This is a genomic window from Paenibacillus sp. UASWS1643 (genome assembly GCF_008693195.1).
GTDB classification, from domain to species: domain Bacteria; phylum Bacillota; class Bacilli; order Paenibacillales; family Paenibacillaceae; genus Paenibacillus; species Paenibacillus amylolyticus_B.
Genome location: NZ_VXKZ01000115.1, coordinates 1,697,741 through 1,719,225 on the forward strand (window position 1 = coordinate 1,697,741; position 21,485 = coordinate 1,719,225).

A 21,485-nucleotide genomic window follows, 5' to 3' on the forward strand; every position below is an offset into this window, starting at 1 on the left:
AAAAGGTGATGATCGTGGATGACGAAATTGGAATTCGGGAGAATATACGGAGCTGCATCGATTGGGAAAAGGAAGGTTTTCACTACTGCGGGGATGCACCCGACGGCGAGCTTGCGTTACCTTTAATTCATGAGTGGGCTCCGGATATTTTGATTACAGATATCAAAATGCCATTTATGAACGGATTGGAACTGACCTCCATCGTTCGCACTCAACAACCTGATATCAAAATCATTATCATGAGTGGTCATGACGAATTCAGCTATGCCCAGGAGGCCATCCGACTTGGGGTGACCGAGTACTGTCTAAAGCCCATTAGTGCAGCAGAGCTAATCCAAATGCTGCATAAGGTCAGCAAACAAATGGATGAAGAACATCAACGCATGACAAACCGGACGATCACCAAAGAAAAACTGCTGGCCGATCTGTGCGGAGGACTCATCGGTACAACCGATGCAATTGAATCAGCCAAACAACTCTCACTTCCTCTCTCGGCCAGGTATTATACCATTGTCATTATCGACGTTCGATTAACAGATGATTCCCGGGACCCGGAATCCCTGATGAAGAAGCTACTTCCCATACTGGAGGAAACTCGTGATCCCCACGTTGAACTTCTTCCTTATATTCGAAGCCGAACCGAGTTGGTGCTTCTGCTCAAGTATCACTCCGATGACAGCATATCCGTATATCTGGAGCAGCTTCGCGGGCGGGTTCGTATGGAACTTGAACATACGTTCAAATGTAATATTATTCTGGGCATTGGCAGTCAGCAGGAGCGTCTGCAAGGAATTCATGTCTCGTATCTGGAAGCGGAGGAGGATAAATATATTACCCGGCTCACCCTTCAGAACAGAGCTTCTCTACGTGAAATCAACCCGGATGAGCACACGACTCTTTTTCTCGACAGGAATTCTTTTCTTGAATTCCTCAAAATCGGCAGCCCCAATCTGCGTGACCATTTTGTGCAGGAGTTTGCCGCTCCATTACAGTCCTTCGACTGGAAGTCCTCCTCGTATGGCTTCTATCTGTTGAATGATCTTACGCTGGAGTCGTTTCGGCTGGCGAATCAGTTGTTCCGCATGAGTGATCATTCGGATGAGAACATTACTTCCTTACAGCAGACAATTCGGAAGATTACGTGTTTGGAGGATTGCACTCAATATCTGTGCTCCCTACTTAACCTGTTATGGCAGAGAAGAGCAGCATGCTCCGGGAAATACAGTGACGTCATTGATCAGGTGAAAGCTTATGTATCCCGTGAATATAATAACGAACAGGTCTCGTTGAAGATGATTTCTGCACACGTCAGAATCAGTCCAAGTCATCTAAGCAAGATTTTCAGTCAGGAAACTGGTCAAACGATAACGGAGTATCTAACCCAGATTCGAATCGGCAAAGCCAAGGAGCTGCTGAAAACAACCAACAACAAAACCTTTGAGGTTGCTTACAAAGTTGGTTACAATGACTCTCACTATTTTTCTAATATATTCAAGAAAACAACAGGTTTTACACCAAGAGAATACCGAACTCAAGGGACCGAGGCATCGCAGACCAGACCATCAGATATGAGAAAAGAGCCAATGTATGAATAAAGCCAGATTTGCACTTTTACTTACACTAATACTCGTGTTCCCGATGATCATTTCATTCGGTTCGGCAAACATTCGTCCACAGCAGATGGCTGCAACACTTCCTGCGACTTCACCTGTAGAGAAATCTGCAGCGAGCAAAACTTTCGGTATTATCTATCCAATGACGTATCCAACCTATGAGATGATCACGAAGGATGCAACGGAGTATGCAGGCAAACACAATATCACATTAATTGTAAACGCACCTGATGAAGCCAATACCGAACAACAGATCCGTATCATGGAGAATATGATCAAACAGCATGTGGACGGGATAGCTATATCTCCTGTGGATGCTGCTGCACTTACACCCGTTATTGATGCAGCCCAAGCTGCGGGTATTCCTGTCATTACATTTGAATCAGATGCCCCATCCAGTCATCGAATCGCTTATGTGGGCGCTGATAACTATCGCACTGGTCAGCAGTTCGCAATGACGACTACAGGGCTTCTGAATAATCAAGGCATGATTCTTGTCGAGAATGGTTTGGAGGAGATGCAAGGTTTGCAGCAGCGGCTTAATGGATTCATTGACTACATCCGCAGTGAAACAGACATCGAAATCTTGGAGGTTCGTTATCATCAAGGGAATGAAGATCGCGCCATGTCCGATATGGAGAACATGATTCAAGCTCACCCTCACTTCAATGCGATTATCGGACTCGATTTTGTTTCCGTCTCTGCTTCTACCCTGATCTGGAAAGCAAAAGGCCTTAACCGGCATTTGATCGCGTTCGGTGACAGCCCGACCAGTGAAAACGGGTTGCTCAACGGTCAACTGTCTGCCGTTATTTCGCAGAATGAAGGAGTCTGGGGTACCAAAATGATGGAGACCTTGTTACTGGCAAGCGACGGTTTGCCCGTGCAGGAATTTATTGATACGGGGATCATTGTAATCAATCAGGAAGGAAGTAAATAAGGTGCTGTCCTCCTGTCATGAAAATGACAGGAGGACAGCACCTTTTAAATTTTCGTACACGTAGTTATTACATCCGTTCATCGAAGTGCTTCTCAAGAAAGATGAACTTTTTCTGAGAGTTGCTCCTATCTACTCTTCACGTTTAAGCTTCATAATGAGCCGATCCAGAATGAACCCCACACCGCCCCAAAAAATCAAATGGAACAAGTATATTAACGGCCTGAACAATGAGTTCGTCTCTGGATTTGTATTTATTTTGGTCAACCAGTCATTCAGCAACGGATTTATAGGATTCGTTAGATAAATCAGAATATTCTTATCATCGTTTCCTGATAGATTAATGAAACATACGGTTAGCGAGAAAATAACAAACCAAAAAGTCAGCTTTTTCAGTATGTTCAGCATGACGGGTGGGTGAACCTCCTCTCAAGTATGATGAGCCCTTTTGAGAAGCTATTTCTTCCATTCGTTTTCTAATATGCTCATCTCGATAAGATTCCAGAATGTATCTTCATGTCTTCTCGCATCACGAATAAGTCCTTCTTGTACAAAGCCCGCTTTTTCATAACATCGGATGGCTGAGACATTAAAATCAAATACACCCAGACTGATCCGGTGTAACTTCTCCTCTTCAAATCCAATTCGAAGTGCTTCATCGATCATTTGCTTTCCATAGCCTTTACCCTGATATGGCTTACCAAGAAGCACCTTACCGATACGTCCTGTACGATTATATCGATCGATACCGCCAAGAGCAATATGGCCCACAATCTCCTGAGTTGATTCATCCATCACTTTATAAATGAACTTATTCGAAGTGTTCTTATCATTCGCACCTTGCAAATAATCCGCCAGCTGTTCCTTAGAAAGTGGATAATGGAACTGCGGGCCAGCCCACTGGAGCAGAAACGCTTCATCTCCACTCCATTCGATTAGTTGATCAAAATCTTCCGGTTCAAAGTATTGGAATGTAATCATGTTGATCTGCCCTTTCTTTTTTTATGTCATATCATAACTTATTTCAGTTCTCTTGTGTCATCATAATGATGAGTTTCATCAAACTCTTTGTTTCTTGCATTCATCTCACGAATGGAGCTCTGAACCCAATTTATTCTAGCTAATAAACAGATAACTCCACCCAAAATACATATCGCACCTATCCAATAATTCAGTTCAAAATTCACTTGATAATCACTCGGTGTATAACTGCCAGCTGCTGCTGACTGGAATGCTGCATACCCTAGCTTCGGAATCACCTCTTCAATCATCTTCGAGATTGTAATAATCACAATGCCTAACATGATAAAGAGCCATGAGAAAATAATGTGTAAATGCTTCAAATCAACCAACCTCTCCTACGATCCGAATCGCATGTGTTTCGGCACTACTCGCACCTTAGAAGCCGAACAACTTCGCCATCAATCAACCCTTCACTTACTCGGTGAAAACCAATGGATTCATACAGATTCCCGGCGATACCATTCTCCGGCCTGTGTCCAATCATGATGCGTTTGCATTTCAGCGATTCTTTCATTAGATCAATCAACTTCCTAAGGGCTTCTCTTCCATAACCTCTGCCCTGATATTTGGTATCTATCATTAGAGCAAGAAGCCAATAGTTATCCTCATGATCGGGCTTATCTGAGTACACAGCAAAACCAACCAGATCCGAATCATAATAGATGGCCATGGGTCGAAAATTGGTCACAACCTTGGATTCAGCAATCCAATATACTACCGGCGCGGGAAAACTCTTTTTCTGCTCTTCAGATACTTCCAGTTGAGTACATGCATACCAATTATCCACTGACACACGTTTTAAATGAATCATAGTTTGAAATTCCTCCTCGTAAAAATTACACAGAGGCATTCCTCGGAACCCTTCCTTGGGTCCTCTGCGTTAGACAAAAACACCTCTGACAACTTTATTTCTTCTACTCAGATTTGTATTTTTTCTCATATCACATCACTCCTTTCACGTTTTTGTGCAAACCTCTGGCAACTTAAATCACCTCATGCTAACCTTTGATCTCTAATAGTTTAGGAGTATGTTTCACAAGGTCAGCTATTTCATAAGAGGCATTAACTGCTAATGCATCTTTAACTGCCTCAGTCCCTCTTGTCTTCCAGATCGAATATATCCATTTGGAAAAACCATATGCATTCATGTGGTGACCACGTTCCTGTATCTGGATAAACAAATTCACACTTTCCTCATACCTTTCGATATCCGTTAAAATACAGGCCAAATTGTTTAACGCAATGTTGATATCTCTCTGCGAATTTCTGGAGACATTAATATCCTCCCAGCTGCCCACCACTTCATCTTTTCTTGAAATGCGTAGTGCTCCATCATTGATTTCATCAATCCAGTCCATCGTTTCGTTTACAAGAGCTTCGACTCCCGCAAAATCCCCGGCATGATACAGATAGACCAAACGCTGTTTGTTGTATGTAATCCGGGCAAAAAGAATATTGGACCATGAATCATCTTCTTGTATGAGCTGGTTCAAATTTTCAAGCACACTGTCCATTTCGCTGTACCTCTCCAAAACCCAAAGCGAACCACCCAAAGCCCGATGGCTCTCGAATCGAGCACCTCGGTTGGTATCCAACTTCGGGGCATGATCACTAGCATATTGGTACCAATCAATCCAATGATCAAAGTAGTTCCCCAGAGATAATGACAACGCTTGTGTCGAATCCGAAACGATCCAGTGTAACTGCTCGGGGGAGAGGTTTTCTTTCCCCCATTCGAAGAATGCCCGGTGATTGGCATAAAGCAGTTCCGGCTCTCTTAACAAGGCGTAACCATCGGAAACATTCCAGTAGACCCAACCTCGTTCATTGACAGATAGCTTGCTGGATTGTTCATATTTTTTGAGCAAATCAATCATACCCTGATGATCTCCTCGCACTACAGTTTCCTGGAAAGCTTGAGCGATATTCATTCCCATCCTCCGTCTCTTAGGAAGCTTAGTCTGTCATAGATAATGTCCGAGCACTGAGCAAGTACAGCTTATTTCAAACGTACACAGCTCTTACAAGGGCTTCGTGCCGCAAGCTGTAATGAAATTCATCATGGCATAGGCTTCCGGCGAATGATTTATCGCATCAGAGGCTTGTTGCAGCTGAGCAAACTCCTCTGAACTGATCACACCTTTTTCAGCAAAATGTACAAAGCGATTAGAGTTAAACTGCTGCTTAAACCCTTCTATGCCTAAAAGATCACTATGTTGAAGGACAGAATCAATGTCAACATCGATGTATCCGCTCTCAGAAAGGAGACGTGGCAGACTTCTGCCAATTAAGCGATTACCGCTGTGTTGTGCCACATAGTCCGAGATTTTCATTAATACCGTATGCAAAACAGGAACGTCAGGATTCACCGCTCCAAAAACACCATCATCCACATCTATAATGGCAAGACGACCGCCAGGCTTAAGCACACGATATATCTCTCGTGCAGCTTCATCAGGATTGTTCAAATGAAGAAAGATAAGTCTTGCCACGACAAAATCAAAAGAATCATCAGGCAGATCCATCTGGTAGATGGAAGACTCTACAAATTGTAATCGCTTGGAAGGAATATCTTTCAGCCGTTCTTTGGCTTGTGCTTGCAGTGAACGATCAATCTCAAGCGAGGTAAGCTCGCTGTCCGGCAGACTGTTTAATAATTGCTCTGTAATGTAACCTGGTCCGCTTCCGACCTCCAATACACGCATTCCATTTTTCAAACCATACCACTCTAGATTTCGGAATTCTTTGGACCACCCCATGACCGCCTGCATCTTTAACCTCTCTAATTCCTCTTGTAAACTTAACACTGCCGTTTGGATACTGTATGTTGAACGCGGATCACTCATATATTCCCTCCTGTTCTTCTGTGAAATAATGAAAACATATATCCTTAGACCTTTTTCTTCCCTAGAAAAAGAGCAACCTTATGTTGTTTCTCTATCGTTCCACCTGCAGCATCGATCGAATCTTTGACTCGCTCCAGAAGTGAACGCCGAACATCATCAGACAGCTGCTGATGTTTGGAATTGGTATTTAACAGCGAGACATACTCTTCGCTGGAACAGGACTGTATCCAGTTATACTCCTTAACCGTAATATCCGCGAACAAGCAGGATCGCTCAGTTAATTCTTTACGCTCCTGGATAACTTCATCTGGCGAAGGTTAGTGAGAATCATCCACATGAGGGGCTAATGCTATGTAGTGGGAACGAATTTCATTGTTCAGCTGGTCATAGACCGGTACATGAATCGTCCAGAAAAGTCCATGCCGCCTGTATTCTCTAACAATTCCCAAGCCCGGCGGTAACCCACTTCCGGATCAATGAAGTGAAAGGCGGTTCCAGAGCCAATCTCAAGAATGGAATCCTCTTTATTAAGATTCAGGTATGTAAAAATATCATGAAACATTTCACTCGGATAAAGGGGTCTATATCGTTCATATTGATTTGTTACGAGATTAAACGTTTCCTTATTTTCCAAGTACGCATCCTCCGATTTTATTCGTGATTTTCCCATAATGCATTGACTAAACTTACCATATCTTATTATTCTTGATAGTAAGAGGATAAACCTTTCAATAATAGAATGATGATAGTTCAAGTTCAAATTATATATCCTGGAGGACTGAGGTGTTCTTGTGAAAAGTATATTTGATACGATAAATGCTGCTGAAATTACAGAGCGCATGGATCAACTTAGTGAAAATTCCATCCCTAAATGGGGCACGATGCAGGTCTCTCAAATGCTGGCTCACTGTTCAGCATTTCATGATATCCCCTTAGGAAATGCTTTTCCACCTAGAGGATTACTTGGGAGACTTATCGGACGGTTCGCAAAACCAATGTTTTATAATGACAAGCCCTTGCCCCATAATATGTCTACGATCCCGACAATCATTATTGATGACCATCGACAGTTTATAGCAGAAAAAGAAAAACTCGAGCAGCAGATTAATATCTTTCAACAAGGTGCTTCAGAAAAATTCTCGCGCCACCCCCATCCCTTCTTCGGAAAATTAACAGCCGAGCAATGGGGTAAAGGCATATACAAGCATTTAGATCATCATCTAAAGCAATTTGGAGTTTAGCAGGTAATATCCGATCCTTATTGTTTTCTGGATTTCATTCTAAATTAGCAATGACTCAACTTCATTAACCCAATCTCCTTCTTTGTCAGCCAGTAAAGTCTCCCAGCCAAGCAGCTTAGCAGAATGTAAATTTTTCTCTTGATCATCTATAAATAGAACCTCTTCTCCAGCTACCAGGAAGGTTTCGACCCGTTGGTATATCTCAATCTCAGGCTTGCATAGACCCACTTGATTAGAGATTGTTATACTTTTGGTAAATGAGCTTAAACGGCTCAGATTCGGCTCAATCCATTCCTTGCAATGATTGCTGAGTAGATGGATATCGGCGGACTCACTCCATCGCTCAAGGTATTGAGCGGCTGGTAAGGGAACAATTGAATGGTACAAGATGTCTTTCGCTCGGCTTATTGATAATTCGGGATACATCTCCTTCAACGATTGCCAGAACTCTTCTTCCCTCATCATTCCTGTCCAGAGCTTTCGTTTGATTCCTGCAAAATGTACTTTCAAAGATTCTGCCGATAGGTTGGTTTCCTCACTCATATCTTTCCAGCACGTCAATGACATATTACTTAACAAAACCCCTGCGATATCTAAAACGATCTGTGGTCTGCCTTTCATTTTATCGACCCCCAAGTTCATCTAATACGACGTATAACAGGCCACAAGTTACTTAAAGGCATCATGGGGAAGGACAGCATGCACACCCTTAACGCCATTCACAATTTGAGTGATACGCAGGTCAATTACCGCGCTTCCAAGTGCAATCGCTTCCACACGCTGCAAGCCGTATAACTCCCCCATCAGATGGAGCATCCCGTCTAATGCTTGAACCGTAGCCTCATTCAGATCTTCATGAAAACCGAAGGTAATCCAGCCTGACGGCGTATGTGCACGAGGATTGGTTAAAATCATATCATCAATCACGTTGATCGTGATATCGACAAGCTCCATCGGACATTCAATGGCCTGACAGCTGACTTCACCGTCCCCCTGCCGTGCATGACCATCACCAATTGCGAGATAACCTCCGTCTACGGGAATAGGTAAATATAATTTACTTCCCTGTACCAGTTCCTTGCAGTCGATATTCCCTCCGCAATAGCGGGGCGGCCATGTTGTATGAATCCCTCGTGACTCTGGTGGCATTCCCACTACTCCCATAAACGGCGAGAGAGACACCGTAAAGGACTTCCCGTGTATTTCACAGGTTCCACTCATCGTTTGACGATCAAGTGTCCAATTCAGCGACAGTTCTTCAACCTCTGTTAGATGTAACTTCTGGTTCTGCCAGTTCGGATATCCGCCAGCAGAAGTAAACCCGTATCTCCCCGGTACGATCTCATTGAAAACAATCTCCAACGTCTGTCCTTGCTTCGCCTCTTCGATATAGATCGGACCGATTAAGGCATGACCTCCATCTTTTTCACCTTGTCGATCAAAAGGTTTCATGCGTTTCGCATAAGTCACACCCGTGCCCCAGCCCGCATCCAGCGTCTGAAAACGAATGGTGTCACCAGATTTCACGCTCAAAATGGGAGTTACCTCATTGGTAAATGAACCGATCAGATTTGCCTGAGTTAATTCAATTGTATGAGTACTCACTACAATCCCTCCCTGGTTTGGGATACATATTATATTCAAAGCAAGCCACATGCTGCATTCCGTGCCGCCTCCTACATGCTAAATCCTTTACGCTTCAAGACTGGCAAGATATTTCTTCAACGGTTCCATATGATGCTGGTCATGCCATATAAAATCTTTCAGGTATTGGGGAATATAAAATACGTTACCCTCTGCGTCCAAATACGTCTGATGAAGCTGCTTTTCCGGTAGCCCTCGAATATCATTCATAATTTTATGGCGGTACGTGATAGCCTTATTTACAATTTCCGACGTCTCTGTGCGGGAACCATACTCAATAGCTTTGCGATTAAACTCTTCAAAATTCATATGTTTCAACGTAACTTCCTGCTTCAGCGCAATCTTCTCAATCGCTTCCTTGTAAAAATATCGGTCCCATAACATGATATGACTTACTATTGATTTTATCGTCCATTTCCCTTCTTCCATGCTGGAATTCCATATCCTCTCCTCGAGATGAGTCATCGTCTTGACAAACAACGCCCACTCTTCAAAAGCTTGAAGCAAATGCTCAATCTCTTTGGTCATGATTACATTTCCCCATTCTTTCTTTTTGAAATGATTCACTGCTCTATATGTTCTCTCAGATAGCCAGGAAGCTGGAACAACATGCTCATGAATGTCCAGCTTCGTTGTATCATTTTTACATATTTTTCAATGGTTCATGATGGGTCTTGAACAGTGCTGCAATAATCCTCTCCGCACATTCTTCCGGTTTGTTCATACTTGTATCAATCGAATAGCTATAGTTGATGTGTTTAGCCATGATTTGATGTTGCTCATCCGATTGCTCTTCTCTGCGATCACCACGCTCAATGTTACGCTGACGACAGATATCGAGAGGGCAATATAACTCAACGATATCCAGTGGATACCCTTCAAAAATCTGTTTGACTTGTTCATAATGCGGCGCAAGCTCCGGTCTTTCCACAAGTATGCCATCAATCAGTACATGCTTGCCATGGTCTGAGAATACTTTTGCCGTATGATACATCATTACAATCGCTTCACTCAGATACTTCCAGTAATCCGTCTGAAGATGTTTATCCCCGATCGTATTTTCAAAAAGATCATTAGCGACCACATAGAAAAACGGATCATCGTATGATTGCATCGCCTCTACAATTGAAGTTTTACCAGAGCTCGTTACACCGTTCAAAAATATAATTTTGCCTTTTTCCATGAAAGTCATCTTCCTTTGCTTAAGTATAATTTTATAAACCTAATTCAGCGTGTATTACGTGTGTTTCATTGATTTTTTGAGCAGCATGATCTGGCCAATATGATAGGCATTATGAATACATAGATTCGATACAACTCCCCACCAAGGCGCGTTGAAATAAGAAGGAATTTCACGGGTCAGTTTATGTTCATCGCTATCTTCGAGTGCCCTGTTCCAATCACTAAAAACGGTTTTCAGTCTATGTAGTGTCTTGCACCACTCCACATCGTTCAGGTTAGACGGATCTATGTCAAATGTATCCTCATTATTCACTGAATGCAGCCCGTCGACCTGTTCGGCAACATATCTCTCAAGCCACCTCTCATTCCAGAAAATAAGATGATTGACGATCGCCCAAATGGAATGCTCTCCCTCATTCTTTACATAAGCGGCTTCCGCAGCATTGAGGTCTGTCAAAATATCATGCAGCGGTATAAACCAGCTCTTGTCATGATAACAAGCATTTAATTGGTCTATGAGAATAGCTTTGTAACTCATCGTTGCACCTCACTCAGATTAATATAAAATTTATCCGTTCATTGAATTCGCAATCTTCATCACAAGATCTTCTGACATGTTTCTGCCAATAATCTCGTATTGAAGTGCCTTCCCATGCACATCCTCTTCGATCCATATCAGTTGGGAAGCTTCGTTATTGACAACATAAAATGTTTGGACGCCACGTATGGCTATTTGCTTAACCGTAGTACCAACATGATCAGGCAACGTGATTCGGCTCTTTGTTGTTCCAAAAATATTAAGTTTATAACCACCGTATTCTTGATACGTGATGCTGATACCCACAACCCTCTTATTTGGCTTCAGATCTCGTATCACTACATTGCTGCCTGACCTGTTACTTTCTTCAATCATTTCTTCGATTTCTTGCGGAGTTACATTATCAAATCCATAAAATACATGAATGGCATCGATATCAGAGTCAATCGGAAATTTCGGCTGCCATGGAGAATAAAGTTTCTGCAATTGTTCGAACCCGTCTTCCCATGGAATGGCTGCATAATTGGTCTGTTGCGTGAATTGGTTCTCTGTAGCATTTGCGGTGTAAATCGCCTTCCCCTCACCAGGCTTTAAGTCAATGACGATCCGGTCAATCGCACTATCTTTGCGTAAAGATTCAATTTGAATTTTTCCAAGCACATCTCCGCTTTTGTTTTTGATATCCATTGGTGTTGAACTCCTTCCCTTTCAAATACCAAAATACCTTTCGTTCTTCATACAATAGTAGCTAAGCGCGACAGAAGATAAAGCGATCATGAGGACTCCAAGTATGTAAATGGTCCGCAAGATATCCCCGTAACCATAACTTGTCGTTTTTTCGTCTGAGATAAAAACCTTTTGGAAAATCAATATCCTCCGTAAGGGCTGCAGATGCTATAGTAATGGAGCCGGACGGAGCTTTCTTCTCCTCTGAAATATGGGTAGAACCTATCTCAGGCTGATCCAAATATTGCAGTCTTAAATAAGGTCCTAACTCAACCGGACAACATTCCAACCCAAGCTCATTTGCTCTTCGAAATAACTGGAGAGTCGTAGCACCCTCAGAAAATCCAAGTTGCCTGACGGTCAACTCAACCGTTTGCAAGCTTTGCTTTGTATTGGAGACTATAAATCTCTCATCATTTATCAACTGTTCTCCATATTTATTCAATAAAATAGAGTGTTGGTCCAGTTTCTGAATAAGCTGTGGCTTTGTTAAGCCGCCAACGTTTACTATTCTTATTTCAACTGAACAGTCAGGATATATTTTCTCGTCTTCAACCAACATCTGCATCCCCCCAATCTAGTTTTCTTATATTTGACTTTATATTTCAAACGGAGTCTCTCATCTAAATCTGAATCCGTTTACATACAAATCCTAGGTAAATGATAGCAGTTGACCAAGGCTCCTCATTAGAGAATTTAAGACTTGGCTCAAAGTGTCCGATCGGAAAACGTATATTCTCATCCAAAGTTGACCACCTCTCCATTTCTCTACTATAGAACCAAATCATATCCAATATAACCCACAATGTTCCATTTGCGAAGGGTAAAAGCGAAAAAAGAAGCAACCTTTGTTCCCGGTCTGCTCCTTATATTAAACTACTCTCATATCTGTATTTTGATTAGAAACTAGCGAAATTAAACCTGAGTTACGAAGGTACAATAATATAAGAAAGCGCCCTATCTTGGGTAGAATGGTGTTTGTCAAGAACATCACCAACCAAGAGAGGAGTGACTCAAATCTATCCAGATCTTCTCTTCGGGCCGAGGTAGCAAACCCAATGCGTTAATTTGTCTTTATCTAATGAGTGACCTTATTCTGAAAATTCAATCAAAAAAGGATGGATTTTCTCATCTAATGCATTATGAATTCTGTTATAGAAATTTCCCCATGTTATCATTTGCCCAGCTTCTTCTAAAGTAAAGTAGCCCACCTCTTCACTTTCATCACTGGTAGTTAAAGCTCCACCAATCGGTTTTCCAGTAAATATATTGTTGCATACGCCTCGCGTTATGTTCTGATACAGACCACAAAATTTAATTAATTCAATGTCAATCCCTGTTTCCTCTTTCACTTCTCGAACTGCTGCCTGCCTAATAGTCTCTCCTTCTTCAACACAACCTTGAGGCATTTCCCAGCCTCTTCGACCTTTCATGAGTAAAATCTCATTATGTTCATTGAGAACGATTACACTTGCAGAAACGATAAATTTCATTCTAATTCCTCCTATGTTGGTTTATATATCCACTCTTCTCTAATCACTATAGCTAAAATCCCTAGAAGTGAAAAGTGTTGTTATCTGATGATCCCAACTTCTTTGATAAACTCCCGAAATGCTATACCATATCTGAAATAAACATGGCTTTTGTGCCTTCTTCTGGCTTAAATCCAAATAATCCATAGAATTTTTCTGCACTATCATAGGATATAAGCACTTTTGTTTTGATATTAGAATAACGACTAAGCATTTGTTCCATCATTCTCTTTCCAATTCCTAATGATTGATATTCTTTGTGTACTAACATGTAATGAAAATATACTGTCATCACGCCGTCAGACAATGCATTTATCAAGCCAACTAATTTGGTATCATCCCACGCTGTTATAACCGTATGCGAGTTGTTTATTGCTTGTCTAAGATCTTCTGGGAAATCTCCTGATTTCCAGTCCACCGAGTGAAACAGTTCTTGAATTGCTTGTGTATCAATGTCTTTTATTTCTTTGAAAATGATTGTCATAATATTGCTCCTATGCTTGTTGTTTTGATCTGATACGTCTGGCTGGATACATCCTTCTGCTTATAACTTCTACCAAACCGAAGAGCACTAGCGACGATGCTTGAACATCTGGTTAGGCGATGTCGTTGCCCTCCATGATTACCCTTACATACTCATCCCAATCCTTACCGTCTGTATTGATTTCGATTGTTGGCACTCTTGAGATTTGAGCTTCATATCTTAATACATTTTGGACTTTTAATAATTCATTTACCGACGATCTTACTTCTGCTTCTGTTTTATAGATCCATTCTTCGGGTTGTCTGCTTTTAATTCTTTCTTCTACAACTTCGGGCGAGATTGTAAGCAAAATACACCTGGCGTTTAAAGACTCAAGCTGTTCTTCTATTTTATTTATCTCATCCAAATCCGAATCTACAAATGCAGCTCTATGATTTAAGTGAAACCTCTCCAGCACATAAAATAGTCCCCTAGATCCTCTAGATGCAGGACCAAGTTGAATTGCCCAATCGTTAAGTTTCTTTAGCATTTCAACCCGCTCTTTAAGTAACTCAATGTGTTCTTCTCGCGTTAGACTCACATATTCTCCATGTTTATTATTCAAAATTTGAGAATAATGTTCTCCAAGAATAACTACACTCCGTTCTGAGTATTCTTCTTGTGATTGATACCGTTTAATCGCTTTTAATACTGAAGTCTTCCCGGCATTTGAGTACCCCTCAAGAATTACTCCTCTAATATGCATTTAATTCTCCTCTCACTAACCATTATTTTACTTAACGTTCCTGTAATCATAACGTTCAACATTAGTTGAATGATTCCGATGAAGCGCTTCCACAAAATACGTCTAGCAGACCATGGCTCCGTCAGGAGCCGCTGCTTGAATATTATGTGATAAGACGAAATCGTCTCTCAGAGTGACCAATATCGTCAAAATGTTGTTAGCCAAATTAATTTCTGGAAGAAGCCATTGTATTTAGAGCGTTCTCAAAATAGCTATATACTTCATCTGCGATTCTCAGAAACTCTTCAACAAGTACATTGCTACTATCCAAGTAACAAGCATATAGATACTCAACTAAAGCGGAGTCAATCTCACAATAGTTTAATATGGCATTCTTCATCTTAATGATTTCATCTTCCCATACCCCTGTATCTTCTAAAACCAAAGAGTATAATGCACGAATTAATCTCTTAGAGTAACCTTTAATATATCTAGTTTTCATTGAGTGATCACTAACATTAGAAAGTGAACGATGTACACGATCTACTTCCTCCTTGGTATCTGTATTTAAGTCTAAAATGAATTCTGGAGAAATTATGATCGGGGGTACTTTTTCACCAATGTCCTCCCCATGTATGCAAACACAAATGATCTTAATCCAAAAACCCCAATCATTCGGTCTACTTAATACATCATCAATCGAGCAAATGATCGTATCCATCTTAGTGACGAATGGATATTCTTCCAAAAGCCTGTCTTTAATCATTGACAATCTTTCGTAATCAATATCTTCGGGATTTGCACATACAATAGTAAAGTCTGCATCTGACTTAAAAGGTTGAGCCGTTCCTTTTGGAATCGAGCCACACATATAAATGCTATGAATCTTACCTTTAAATTCGTTAAGTATATGATCTATATACTTATCAACCAAATCCTTATATTCACTTTGTATTGCAATTCTATTTATAACTTTTTCTAATATCACATAGACTCCTCCTAAAATAGAACTTCTTTCGGCTAACGTTGTTGTATTCCTGACGTTCAAGCAGCTTACCGTAGGGAACGGGCAATAGACTTAGCTGATTGAATGTGTCGCCTTAATCAACTTCTCCGATATCCTTCTTGGCGACCGAGGAGCAAGTGCAACTGTGTATGAATGTACTGTTAGATAAAGTAACCTTGAGTTACCCACAAAATCTTTCTAGACTTACAGCAACACCGTTTTCATCATTATTAACGGTTATTTCATGAGCGATTTCCTTCAATTCCCTAATCGCATTTCCCATAGCAATAGAATATCCTGCCATCTTAAAGAGGCCTACATCATTATGATCATCACCAAATACAATAACGGAATCCAATTCTACATTATATAATTCACAGAGTTTAGTAATTGCCATTTCCTTAGATGCCAGAAGAGGCATGATTTGTACTAAGTTATTATTATCCGTAATTAGTATATTCACTCTACCCTCGAATTTTTCAAACAATCCAGAATTGTGATTATTGCCAGTCAGAAGTATCTTCGTAGCATCATATTGCTTTAGTTCTTTTAAGGGTTTTACTACGGGGTTTGATTGTGTGTTCATTGAGCTAATATAATCAAGCACTCTTAAACTAAACCACTCATCCTTCACTTCCATAGTCAGCTCAATTTGAGGGTCACACTTCAAACAGTAATCAAGAATTTCTGTAGTTACATTAGCAGGGATTGATTCATTAATTTCTATCTTGGTTTCCTTACATATCACTTGAGCTCCGTTGTAATATACAAAAGCCCCGATATCTACTAATCCTTGTGGAAGCAACCAATTAACCGCTCTGGGCGGTCGAGCTGTTGCAAATATTATTCTCATTCCTTTCTGATAACATGATAAGACCGCATCTACGTTTCTCTTAGATACTTCTTTTTTTGAATTTAATAATGTTCCGTCCAAGTCAAGAACTACAGTTGAATACTTCAATGAATCAACTCCCATATAGACTTCTTCGTTATTTTATCTACCGTTGTTGTATTCACGAACCCGAGAGACTGGGTCGAAGACTTAACCTCGCAGGAGTGTTGTGTCTGCGGGACGCTACTTCCTCGAAATCCCACTGGGAGCCTAAGGGGCGTAGCACAGCAGCGTGGATACAGTGTTGGCAAGATTTCAGGGGCTTCTTCGATTCAATGTGCTTGCTTAATTAAGATTGAGATATATTCTTCATCTTTAAGCCTTGTCACCTTACAGTTCTCATTGCGTTCAAATTCTACTATTCTCTCTTCAATTGTTTTATTAGTGCTATCTTTAAATATGTCCTCTCGATCATAGTGAGGAAAAATAAGCTTGTCGGTTACACCTAATGCCTTAAAATCCGTTAAATTCATTGTGTTCATCTGTGGAGTAAAGAAATCCACAATGTTAATATTCGGCCCCAGTAATAACGTTCCAGCACTTACTCCAACTATAATTACATTCTGTGCAGCCAGTGTTCTGATAATTTCATCAGCACCACTTTTCTTCGCGTAATACAATAATGTAAAAGGATTTCCACCATTGATATATATAACATCTCTATGTAAGAGAGTTTGCGGGTCATCAAATTCTATATCTACAAAATTGATATGTTGAAATCCCATGTCCTTAAATTCTTGCATTGCTCTTTGTGCATATCTATTAGTTTCTTTTCTAGGGGATGCTGTTGTAATAATTGAGACTTTTAATTGAGAAATATCTCCATCAATAAAATCCAGAAATTGATTTTTAATATCTTCAGTATAAAAACCACAAGAGGTTAGTAACAAGCTACTCATTGAAATCACCGTCCTTAACTAATAGTTAATCTAATCTTTATAATTTAATTAAGCATTCCCCTGATTTCTGCCAACGTTCCTTTTATTAATGAACCCCAAAAGAGGTTGTCTGCCGAAATTGCCTCATCGGAATCCTTCCAGCAGACCAAGGCTCCTACGGAGCTGCAACTTCAATATTTGTTATGTGAAGTTCCCTCTTCTCGAAAAGCTATCCATTTCATTACAATCGATTTTCTAAGTCATTTATTGTATTTAACCAGATTGGGTATTCTTCTGATTCTTCCCATAGCTCTTTTAGTTCTGAATCTTTCTTAATTTTCTTAACTGCTCGTTTAGCTTTTGAGATGAGTTTTTTTCCTTTTCCTTTATGTCTATTGATCCAGTCATATAGATCCTCTGTATTACTTTGATTATTCAAAATTTCTTTCCCAGGATTACCTTGTAATGCTACAAGGATCTCAATTGCGCCTAAAGCATTGGAAGCTAAATCTGACTCAATATAATCTTCTTCTAGTACTTCTTCAATCGTCTCTTCAATTAATTCGATGTCATCAGAATCAAGTAAATCTGCCTTCCAATCTAATACATCATCGTTCTCGAAAATTCCAGTTCCCCATGCTCCCATCAATTAACCTCCAAAAAGTGTCATTATGTTTTAAAGCTCTTATGGACATAACGTTCCCGTATTCATGAACTCCGAAGGGGTTGTCTGTCGAAATTTCCTCTCCGAAATCCTTGCAGACTAAGGCTCAGTGAGGAGCCGCTGCTTGAATATGATGTCAGCGGCTTATTCGAAAATACTTACACAAATATTCCACTTCCCATGATGTTAAATATATTTTTTCAATTCAAGTAAATCATCAATAATATAATCCGCTTGTTTAAGCTCTCTTTCTTGGGCAAAATCAAATCGACAACCAATAGCTTTCAACCCATTGTTTTTTGCGGCATTGAAATCAGAAATCCTGTCCCCAACTACAGTTGCATTGCTGATGTGATGTTTTTTAAGAATATGACCGACTAAGTCATCCTTATTTTGAGTTCCTATTTGTTGGATGCTATAAGTTTCTGCCACCCACTTATCTAATTTGTAGCAGTTAACGATGGCATTGAGGTATTCGTTTAGTCCATTACTTGCAATAAAAATGAAATAGCCTTCATGTTTCAAGTAATCAAAGATTTCGTTGACATGTGGATATAAGGCGCCATTGCCATTATTAATATTTGCAATTAACTTCTCCAAGAAGATTTCGTCTACCATTCGTCTGATTTCGTTTGAATGGTTCGGTAGTAACGTTTCCCAAACTACTGGTAGAGGAACTCCCATAATTTCACGATATTTTTGAGTTGGAGTTTCACTCGACCATTCATTACGAGACCTCAAGATAGAAAACGTTTCTTCTAACGATAACTCTAAGATTTTGTTTGTTTGAAATAGTGTACCATCCATATCGAAAATAACCGCTTCCAGCATGATTTCACTCCTATCAGAGTTTGAATAATTTATTTTGTATTTTTATACGCTGATTTTCTATAACGTTACTGTATCCACGACATCCTACCGAATTAAGGCTCCGTCAAAAGACGGCCGCGATGCGGTTAGTCGGTGCAGATGTGTCAGCCAGATTCCACTTCCCTGCCAATTCCCTTCGGGCTGACCGAGGGAGCGTCTGGATTGTCAACATTAAATCAGACAACTTTTTTAAGGGCTTCTTGGCGATACTGAACAGGCGTCAAATACCCCAGTGATCCATGAACTCTGTGCCTGTTAAACCAGTTAACGTAGTCGTATAATTCCAATTCCAAATGACGGAGGTTTCGGAATCCCATTTGGTAAATAAACTCCGTTTTCATGACCTTGTAGGTGGCTTCGGCCACAGCGTTATCGTAGGGACATCCTTTCTTGCTGAGTAATCGACCAATACCAAACGTGCCTAGAAGCTGGTCCATCGCGTGGTTCTTAAACTCACTCCCACGATCCGTATGAAACCACTGGATTTGGCTCAAGTCGCCTTCTACCGTTGCAAAGGCTCGCGAAACCAGAGCAGCGTCCTTATGTGGACCTGCACTGTGGCCAATAATTTCTCGATTGAACAGGTCCATGAGCACACAAATGTAATGCCACCGATGACCGACCTTCACATATGTGAGATCGCTGACCACGAAGCGCTTTGCTTCCGTTTGATTAAACTCCCGCCCCAGTTCATTCACTGTTTCCTCCTCATTATAGGCCATTTTATGAGGCTTAAATTGCGCAACGGTTTACGTGGAGACGAGACTCTGCTCTTGCATGATTCGACCAATGCGACGTCTAGATAAGATGAGTCCTCGTCCCTGAAGCTTGGCTTTTATCTTTCGTGTACCATAGACTTTTCGATTTTTATGGAATATCTCCACAATAGCTTCCGTGAGCTCATCTTCATTTAACTTTTCCTTCGCTTCATGATAGAAGGTGCTTTTGGCGATTTCGAGGACGTTACACATTGCTGATACTGAGTATTTATCACGGTTATTCTGGATGATAGTTAATTTCGTCCCATGATCAGCGCGGCTTGCTTTAAAATGTCGTTCTCCATCCGTAAACGTTGGAGTTCTTTACGCATAGCCATTAATTCGTTTTCTTCAGGTGAACGGTTGTCTTTCTCTTTGAAAGAGCCCGTTGCCTGCGATTGCTTGATCCAGCGGTCTAGAGCCGAAGCAGTGAGGTCGTATTCCTCCACAATTGCAGCTCTGGATTTGCCGTTTTCAAAGAGTTGCACCATTTGCTTTTTGAACTCGGTTGTGAATGTGCGTCGTTGTTGTTTAGGCATTGTAGAGATCCGCTCCTTAACATGATAGTTTTATTCTACAAGCCCTTATTTTTTCTGTCCAACTAAGTGTAGCCGATCCACTCTATACTGAGCTTCTGGAGTATCATAAGGAGTACACTCAGCTTTCTTCGGAGACAGATCAACATTTCAAAACACTTCGTGATGCTTTGCCCGATTGGTCATACCCCTGTCAAGTAGACAGATGAAAAAAGCTATGCTGCCAGCGCGCATCGATATTCAATCGGTGCGCGTTGTTTGAGTTTGGCTTGAAAGCGTCGGTAGTTGTAAATGTAATCTTCAATCGCTTGTCGAATCTCCTCTTCTGAATTACCCTGGTTAAGGTACAGCTTCTCGGTTTTGAGATGCGAAAAGAAGGATTCGATGCATGTTATCGAGGCAGGTAGCTTTGTAAGAGTGGCTGCCTTTCACGCCGAATGCTTCTAATCGTGTGTTGTACGCCTGAGACGTGTATTGAAAGCTTTGATCCGAATGGAGCACGGCTTTCGACACGTCTCTTTTTCGTGTCCACTGCTCCAGCGTATCCAATACGAGCTGAACATCGTTTCGTTTGTACAACTGCCAAGCTACAGTCTCGTTGTTGAACAGGTCTTGAATCACAGAGATGTAAACAAATGTGCTTCCATCCCAAATACAGGTAATATCCGTCACCATTTTTTGCTGGAGTGCTGTAGCATGGAATTTCCGCTTTTATGCGATTCGGATAGATGACAGAAGGCGTATAGCTAGACTTCTTCCGCTTCCTGCGGATCACCGATTGGATCGATAGCTCCCGCATGATTCGCCATACTTTCTTGTGATTAACGTTCAGACCGGCCTCCCACAACGCCGTTGTCATGCGAGGATAACCAAACTCCGGGTTTGTAAAATGAATGTCCATCATGTGTTCTTTGATCTCACGATCCATGGTCTTGTCTTGTGTCTCGCTGTGGCTGTGTAGCTCGCCATGTGTAACTCGCTCGAGGTATCCCTGCAATGGTTAATAGGCGTGTAATACCATGTAGACAGCGCAGTTCATCTATGATGTCGTAGTTCTCGCATTGGCTCAGTGCTGGATACCGCTTTTTTAAATAATCCACCTGTGCTTTAAGATAGTCTCGCTCTTCCTCTACGCTGCCAAAGTTTGTACGAGGGCGTCCCTTCATTGGATTCGTTTCGCTACTTTTTCTCGCTCATCGAACGCTTCCCCACTTTTTCACCCACACCTTCAGTTGTGAACAATTTCGAATCCCCTTGCGCTCAGCGACCACCTTATAACTTGAAGAACCTTCGACATACGCTCTAACTGCATTCAATTTGAATTCTTCGGTATACGTCTGAAATATTTGCCCTTTTTTCGCCATAAAAATATCCCCTCCAAGTGTCACTTG

30 protein-coding genes and 2 pseudogenes are annotated in these 21,485 nt (G+C 41.1%); 3 read left to right on the forward strand and 29 right to left on the reverse strand.

What is annotated here, in order from left to right; translation table 11 throughout:
- The first annotated feature begins 5 nt into the window (after positions 1-5).
- Together FE296_RS31580 and FE296_RS31585 are read left to right on the forward strand one after the other, a co-directional pair.
- Positions 6-1,595, forward strand: coding sequence for a response regulator (locus FE296_RS31580; RefSeq protein WP_223869142.1), 1,590 nt, complete (start codon positions 6-8; stop codon positions 1,593-1,595).
- Positions 1,588-2,553 (forward strand): sugar ABC transporter substrate-binding protein, encoded by a 966-nt coding sequence (locus FE296_RS31585; protein WP_150367592.1) that lies wholly within the window; start codon positions 1,588-1,590, stop codon positions 2,551-2,553. The genes FE296_RS31580 and FE296_RS31585 overlap by 8 nt, the downstream gene beginning before the upstream one ends.
- Before the next feature lie 129 nt (positions 2,554-2,682).
- On the opposite strand, the gene FE296_RS31590 is transcribed toward FE296_RS31585, so the two are convergent.
- The 8 genes from FE296_RS31590 to FE296_RS31625 all read right to left on the reverse strand — a co-directional run bounded on the left by FE296_RS31590 (position 2,683) and on the right by FE296_RS31625 (position 7,053).
- On the reverse strand, positions 2,683-2,958 hold the full coding sequence (locus tag FE296_RS31590) for a hypothetical protein (protein ID WP_150367593.1): 276 nt from the start codon (positions 2,956-2,958) through the stop codon (positions 2,683-2,685).
- 48 nt (positions 2,959-3,006) lie between these two features.
- The gene (locus FE296_RS31595) at positions 3,007-3,531 is read right to left on the reverse strand and encodes a GNAT family N-acetyltransferase (RefSeq protein ID WP_150367594.1); all 525 of its coding nucleotides are present in this window, start codon (positions 3,529-3,531) and stop codon (positions 3,007-3,009) included.
- Positions 3,532-3,569: 38 nt separating this feature from the next.
- Positions 3,570-3,893, reverse strand: a complete 324-nt coding sequence (locus tag FE296_RS31600) for a hypothetical protein (protein ID WP_150367595.1) — start codon at positions 3,891-3,893, stop codon at positions 3,570-3,572.
- A 44-nt stretch (positions 3,894-3,937) separates the two neighbouring features.
- A complete protein-coding gene (locus FE296_RS31605; protein ID WP_150367596.1) occupies positions 3,938-4,384 on the reverse strand; it encodes a GNAT family N-acetyltransferase in 447 nt (148 codons plus the stop codon).
- A 187-nt stretch (positions 4,385-4,571) separates the two neighbouring features.
- The gene (locus tag FE296_RS31610; protein ID WP_150367597.1) at positions 4,572-5,504 is read right to left on the reverse strand and encodes a hypothetical protein; all 933 of its coding nucleotides are present in this window, start codon (positions 5,502-5,504) and stop codon (positions 4,572-4,574) included.
- A gap of 90 nt (positions 5,505-5,594) precedes the next feature.
- Positions 5,595-6,461, reverse strand: a complete 867-nt coding sequence (locus FE296_RS31615; RefSeq protein ID WP_317889442.1) for a methyltransferase domain-containing protein — start codon at positions 6,459-6,461, stop codon at positions 5,595-5,597.
- Between the two features lie 2 nt (positions 6,462-6,463).
- The gene (locus FE296_RS31620; RefSeq protein WP_150367599.1) at positions 6,464-6,682 is read right to left on the reverse strand and encodes a hypothetical protein; all 219 of its coding nucleotides are present in this window, start codon (positions 6,680-6,682) and stop codon (positions 6,464-6,466) included.
- Positions 6,683-6,795: 113 nt separating this feature from the next.
- The gene (locus FE296_RS31625) at positions 6,796-7,053 is read right to left on the reverse strand and encodes a hypothetical protein (protein ID WP_150367600.1); all 258 of its coding nucleotides are present in this window, start codon (positions 7,051-7,053) and stop codon (positions 6,796-6,798) included.
- Between the two features lie 157 nt (positions 7,054-7,210).
- Here FE296_RS31625 and FE296_RS31630 point away from each other — a divergent pair, with 157 nt between their 5' ends.
- On the forward strand, positions 7,211-7,660 hold the full coding sequence (locus tag FE296_RS31630; protein WP_150367601.1) for a DUF1569 domain-containing protein: 450 nt from the start codon (positions 7,211-7,213) through the stop codon (positions 7,658-7,660).
- A 39-nt stretch (positions 7,661-7,699) separates the two neighbouring features.
- On the opposite strand, the gene FE296_RS31635 is transcribed toward FE296_RS31630, so the two are convergent.
- The 21 genes and pseudogenes from FE296_RS31635 to FE296_RS33675 form a co-directional block, all read right to left on the reverse strand.
- Positions 7,700-8,281 carry an HAD-IA family hydrolase gene (locus FE296_RS31635; protein ID WP_190945685.1) on the reverse strand — a complete coding sequence of 194 codons (582 nt, stop codon included), beginning with the start codon at positions 8,279-8,281 and terminating at the stop codon, positions 7,700-7,702.
- A 48-nt stretch (positions 8,282-8,329) separates the two neighbouring features.
- Entirely contained in the window at positions 8,330-9,265 is a 936-nt protein-coding gene (locus FE296_RS31640; protein WP_150367603.1) for an acetamidase/formamidase family protein, read from the reverse strand.
- Between the two features lie 87 nt (positions 9,266-9,352).
- On the reverse strand, positions 9,353-9,832 hold the full coding sequence (locus FE296_RS31645; protein ID WP_150367604.1) for a DinB family protein: 480 nt from the start codon (positions 9,830-9,832) through the stop codon (positions 9,353-9,355).
- A 115-nt stretch (positions 9,833-9,947) separates the two neighbouring features.
- Entirely contained in the window at positions 9,948-10,487 is a 540-nt protein-coding gene (locus FE296_RS31650) for a phosphotransferase-like protein (protein WP_124114157.1), read from the reverse strand.
- 54 nt (positions 10,488-10,541) lie between these two features.
- A complete protein-coding gene (locus FE296_RS31655) occupies positions 10,542-11,024 on the reverse strand; it encodes a DinB family protein (protein WP_150367605.1) in 483 nt (160 codons plus the stop codon).
- A gap of 30 nt (positions 11,025-11,054) precedes the next feature.
- Entirely contained in the window at positions 11,055-11,711 is a 657-nt protein-coding gene (locus tag FE296_RS31660) for a DUF4367 domain-containing protein (RefSeq protein WP_150367606.1), read from the reverse strand.
- Between the two features lie 61 nt (positions 11,712-11,772).
- Positions 11,773-12,312: a helicase gene (locus FE296_RS31665; RefSeq protein WP_150367607.1), complete on the reverse strand. Its 540-nt coding sequence runs from the start codon at positions 12,310-12,312 to the stop codon at positions 11,773-11,775.
- 529 nt (positions 12,313-12,841) lie between these two features.
- Positions 12,842-13,243, reverse strand: a complete 402-nt coding sequence (locus tag FE296_RS31670) for an NUDIX hydrolase (protein ID WP_150367608.1) — start codon at positions 13,241-13,243, stop codon at positions 12,842-12,844.
- A 121-nt stretch (positions 13,244-13,364) separates the two neighbouring features.
- Positions 13,365-13,766: a GNAT family N-acetyltransferase gene (locus tag FE296_RS31675; RefSeq protein ID WP_150367609.1), complete on the reverse strand. Its 402-nt coding sequence runs from the start codon at positions 13,764-13,766 to the stop codon at positions 13,365-13,367.
- A 112-nt stretch (positions 13,767-13,878) separates the two neighbouring features.
- Positions 13,879-14,511 (reverse strand): hypothetical protein, encoded by a 633-nt coding sequence (locus FE296_RS31680; RefSeq protein ID WP_150367610.1) that lies wholly within the window; start codon positions 14,509-14,511, stop codon positions 13,879-13,881.
- A gap of 205 nt (positions 14,512-14,716) precedes the next feature.
- Positions 14,717-15,478 (reverse strand): nucleotidyltransferase domain-containing protein, encoded by a 762-nt coding sequence (locus tag FE296_RS31685; RefSeq protein WP_150367611.1) that lies wholly within the window; start codon positions 15,476-15,478, stop codon positions 14,717-14,719.
- Positions 15,479-15,677: 199 nt separating this feature from the next.
- Complete coding sequence (locus FE296_RS31690) at positions 15,678-16,472, reverse strand: Cof-type HAD-IIB family hydrolase (RefSeq protein ID WP_150367612.1); 795 nt, start codon at positions 16,470-16,472, stop codon at positions 15,678-15,680.
- A 188-nt stretch (positions 16,473-16,660) separates the two neighbouring features.
- Positions 16,661-17,287: a Type 1 glutamine amidotransferase-like domain-containing protein gene (locus tag FE296_RS31695; protein ID WP_150367613.1), complete on the reverse strand. Its 627-nt coding sequence runs from the start codon at positions 17,285-17,287 to the stop codon at positions 16,661-16,663.
- Positions 17,288-17,507: 220 nt separating this feature from the next.
- On the reverse strand, positions 17,508-17,912 hold the full coding sequence (locus tag FE296_RS31700; protein ID WP_124114139.1) for a DUF4259 domain-containing protein: 405 nt from the start codon (positions 17,910-17,912) through the stop codon (positions 17,508-17,510).
- A 204-nt stretch (positions 17,913-18,116) separates the two neighbouring features.
- Positions 18,117-18,761, reverse strand: coding sequence for an HAD hydrolase-like protein (locus FE296_RS31705; protein ID WP_124114138.1), 645 nt, complete (start codon positions 18,759-18,761; stop codon positions 18,117-18,119).
- A 215-nt stretch (positions 18,762-18,976) separates the two neighbouring features.
- Positions 18,977-20,097, reverse strand: a pseudogene (locus FE296_RS31710) (IS3 family transposase).
- A 212-nt stretch (positions 20,098-20,309) separates the two neighbouring features.
- Complete coding sequence (locus FE296_RS34170) at positions 20,310-20,489, reverse strand: IS3 family transposase (protein ID WP_150367731.1); 180 nt, start codon at positions 20,487-20,489, stop codon at positions 20,310-20,312.
- A complete protein-coding gene (locus tag FE296_RS33095; RefSeq protein ID WP_190945687.1) occupies positions 20,434-20,769 on the reverse strand; it encodes a DDE-type integrase/transposase/recombinase in 336 nt (111 codons plus the stop codon). Before FE296_RS33095 ends, FE296_RS34170 begins: the two co-directional genes overlap by 56 nt.
- 142 nt (positions 20,770-20,911) lie before the next feature.
- A pseudogene (locus tag FE296_RS34175) lies at positions 20,912-21,022 on the reverse strand (hypothetical protein); the annotation flags it as partial.
- Complete coding sequence (locus FE296_RS33670) at positions 21,012-21,260, reverse strand: hypothetical protein (protein WP_223869115.1); 249 nt, start codon at positions 21,258-21,260, stop codon at positions 21,012-21,014. The gene FE296_RS33670 and the pseudogene FE296_RS34175, both read right to left, overlap by 11 nt.
- A 27-nt stretch (positions 21,261-21,287) precedes the next feature.
- Positions 21,288-21,458, reverse strand: a complete 171-nt coding sequence (locus FE296_RS33675; RefSeq protein WP_223869116.1) for a transposase — start codon at positions 21,456-21,458, stop codon at positions 21,288-21,290.
- Positions 21,459-21,485 lie beyond the last annotated feature (27 nt).

Coding starts and splice junctions, on each gene's coding strand:
- FE296_RS31680 (WP_150367610.1), bottom strand. CDS start 14,511: ATGCATATTAGAGGAGTAATTCTTGAGGGGTACTCAAATGCCGGGAAG.
- FE296_RS31660 (WP_150367606.1), bottom strand. CDS start 11,711: ATGGATATCAAAAACAAAAGCGGAGATGTGCTTGGAAAAATTCAAATT.
- FE296_RS31690 (WP_150367612.1), bottom strand. CDS start 16,472: ATGGGAGTTGATTCATTGAAGTATTCAACTGTAGTTCTTGACTTGGAC.
- FE296_RS31670 (WP_150367608.1), bottom strand. CDS start 13,243: ATGAAATTTATCGTTTCTGCAAGTGTAATCGTTCTCAATGAACATAAT.
- FE296_RS31605 (WP_150367596.1), bottom strand. CDS start 4,384: ATGATTCATTTAAAACGTGTGTCAGTGGATAATTGGTATGCATGTACT.
- FE296_RS33670 (WP_223869115.1), bottom strand. CDS start 21,260: ATGAAGGGACGCCCTCGTACAAACTTTGGCAGCGTAGAGGAAGAGCGA.
- FE296_RS31665 (WP_150367607.1), bottom strand. CDS start 12,312: ATGTTGGTTGAAGACGAGAAAATATATCCTGACTGTTCAGTTGAAATA.
- FE296_RS33095 (WP_190945687.1), bottom strand. CDS start 20,769: ATGGTGACGGATATTACCTGTATTTGGGATGGAAGCACATTTGTTTAC.
- FE296_RS31650 (WP_124114157.1), bottom strand. CDS start 10,487: ATGGAAAAAGGCAAAATTATATTTTTGAACGGTGTAACGAGCTCTGGT.
- FE296_RS31695 (WP_150367613.1), bottom strand. CDS start 17,287: ATGAGTAGCTTGTTACTAACCTCTTGTGGTTTTTATACTGAAGATATT.
- FE296_RS31585 (WP_150367592.1), top strand. CDS start 1,588: ATGAATAAAGCCAGATTTGCACTTTTACTTACACTAATACTCGTGTTC.
- FE296_RS31645 (WP_150367604.1), bottom strand. CDS start 9,832: ATGACCAAAGAGATTGAGCATTTGCTTCAAGCTTTTGAAGAGTGGGCG.
- FE296_RS31705 (WP_124114138.1), bottom strand. CDS start 18,761: ATGCTGGAAGCGGTTATTTTCGATATGGATGGTACACTATTTCAAACA.
- FE296_RS31700 (WP_124114139.1), bottom strand. CDS start 17,912: ATGGGAGCATGGGGAACTGGAATTTTCGAGAACGATGATGTATTAGAT.
- FE296_RS31635 (WP_190945685.1), bottom strand. CDS start 8,281: ATGAAAGGCAGACCACAGATCGTTTTAGATATCGCAGGGGTTTTGTTA.
- FE296_RS31590 (WP_150367593.1), bottom strand. CDS start 2,958: ATGCTGAACATACTGAAAAAGCTGACTTTTTGGTTTGTTATTTTCTCG.
- FE296_RS31655 (WP_150367605.1), bottom strand. CDS start 11,024: ATGAGTTACAAAGCTATTCTCATAGACCAATTAAATGCTTGTTATCAT.
- FE296_RS33675 (WP_223869116.1), bottom strand. CDS start 21,458: ATGGCGAAAAAAGGGCAAATATTTCAGACGTATACCGAAGAATTCAAA.
- FE296_RS31610 (WP_150367597.1), bottom strand. CDS start 5,504: ATGAATATCGCTCAAGCTTTCCAGGAAACTGTAGTGCGAGGAGATCAT.
- FE296_RS31595 (WP_150367594.1), bottom strand. CDS start 3,531: ATGATTACATTCCAATACTTTGAACCGGAAGATTTTGATCAACTAATC.
- FE296_RS31675 (WP_150367609.1), bottom strand. CDS start 13,766: ATGACAATCATTTTCAAAGAAATAAAAGACATTGATACACAAGCAATT.